This is a genomic window from Pseudomonas rossensis (assembly GCF_039888995.1).
GTDB lineage: Bacteria > Pseudomonadota > Gammaproteobacteria > Pseudomonadales > Pseudomonadaceae > Aquipseudomonas > Aquipseudomonas rossensis.
Genome location: NZ_JBBWCB010000285.1, coordinates 1 through 1877, shown reverse-complemented (window position 1 = coordinate 1877; position 1877 = coordinate 1). Strand labels below are relative to the sequence as shown.

Annotated in this window: 1 protein-coding gene and 1 pseudogene; one reads left to right on the top strand and one right to left on the bottom strand. The window is 59.8% G+C overall.

The window, feature by feature from the left end:
* On the top strand, window positions 1-1313 hold a 1313-nt coding region (locus WLY71_RS30440; RefSeq protein WP_347806535.1), incomplete at its 5' end, for a hypothetical protein.
* A gap of 112 nt (window positions 1314-1425) precedes the next feature.
* Here the strand turns inward: WLY71_RS30440 and WLY71_RS30435 are convergent.
* A pseudogene (locus WLY71_RS30435) lies at window positions 1426-1760 on the bottom strand (transposase); the annotation flags it as partial.
* Between the last annotated feature and the right edge of the window lie 117 nt (window positions 1761-1877).

The window sequence follows — 1877 nt, the reverse complement described above, 5'->3', positions numbered from 1 at the left end:
GAGAGAGGGATGATCAAGGCTTCAGTTTTGAGCAGATGACGGCTGCCGCCTCCGCGTCCCGCCGTCAGGGCCATGAGTCGCTGCACAGCACCACGGTCGGCGCCGGTCCCTCGCGCACAGGAGCGACGGCCACTGCGCCGGGTAGATATTCCCCCTATACCGCTATAAGACAATCCCCCGTCCCCACGCGGCGAACCACACCATTACTGGCCGAACACCAAGCAGTGATGGCGCAACTGCCCACAACCCTTTTCCGGGATCATCGCTCTAGGATTTCACGATTTCTGTGTCACCTCGAGCAGCAAAGTCTGAGCTGGTCAGCGCTGGCGCCTGTTGCGGGCGAAGTGCGCCCAGCAGCGTTGGAGGCTGCGGTCAATACGGCCATTACACAACACGGACTCCACAAAGGCACGCGCGCGGCCATTAACCACGCCTTCAACTTGGCTCTGCAGGGGCCTTTCGGTGTGGTCCGCCTGATACCTGTGTCACCCGAACACCAAGCAGTAATGGCGCAACTGCCCACAACCCTTTCCCGGCAACAACGCTCTTCGATTTCACGATTTCTGTGTCACCTCGAGCAGCAGAGTCGGAGCTGGTCAGCGCTGGCGCCTGCTGCGGGCGAAGTGCGCCCAGCAGCGCTGGAGGCGGCGCTCAATACGGCCATTACGCAACACGGACTTCAGCCAAACGCGCGCGCGGCCATTAACCACGCCTTCGACGTGGCTCTGCAGGGGCCTTCCGGTCGGGTCTACCTGATACCTGCGTGGTCCGAACACCAAGCCGTGATGGCGCAACTGCCCACAACCCTTTCCTCGCAACAACGCTCTACGATTTCACGATTTCTGTGTCACCTCGAGCAGCAGGGTCGGAGCTGGTCAGCGCTGGCGCCGGCTGCGGGCGAAGTGCGCCCAGCAGCCTTGGAGGCGGCGGTCAATACGGCCATTACGCAACACGGACTTGAGACAAACACGCGCGCGGCCATTAACCACGTCTTCAACTTGGTTCTGCTGGCGCCTTCCGGTCGGGTCCGCCTGATACCTGCGTGGCCCGAACACCAAGCCGTGATGGCGCAACTGCCCACAACCCTTTCCCGGCAACAGCGCAATAAGATTTCACGATTTCTGTGTCACCTCGAGCAGCAGGATCTGCGCTGGCCAGCGCTGGCGCCTGCTGCGGGCGAAGTGCGCCCAGCAGCGTTGGAGGCGGCGGTCAATACGGCCATTACGCAACACGGACTCCACCCAGGCACGCGCGCGGCCATTAACCATGCCTTCAACATGGTGCTGCGGGGGCCTTCTGGGCGACAAGTGTAACGACCTGCATTCGAAAACTTCCCGACCTGCAATCAATGCGGTTTTCGACCGGAATTAATTGCGTCTATCGCGGCCCGCGAATCGGGATTAATGGCGAATGAGCCTGCATTTATTGCTCTGAGAGAAATGCACGAGTCTCTCGAACGGTCATGCCGCGGGCATGGCAATGATCTTGTCATCGAAGCCTGTAAAACGGCGTTCGTGCTTGGGGATCAGAATCGGAGCAAAGCTGCCATCGCGGTCTCTAGGGATGTCCAGGCGCAGCGGGCCGTCATCGGTGAGCACGGTCTTGCCGCTTTTGCCGTTGCACTGGTTGCTTGAATCTTCAGTACGCTCCGCGCCCTGAGGATAGCCAAGGTGGTGCCCCAACTCCGCACCAAGGGCTCGTTCGATCAGCGCCTTTTTGAACGCCATCGACGCGTCCCGAATGGCTTCCACATTCATCGGTTGGAACTCTTATGTTCCTATAACCACCCAACCATGACCGTCACCACCTGCGCGCCTGTTTTTCTTTTTTACCTTTTTCCACTCATCATGGAGTGTTTATGAGTCCACGAATCCCCC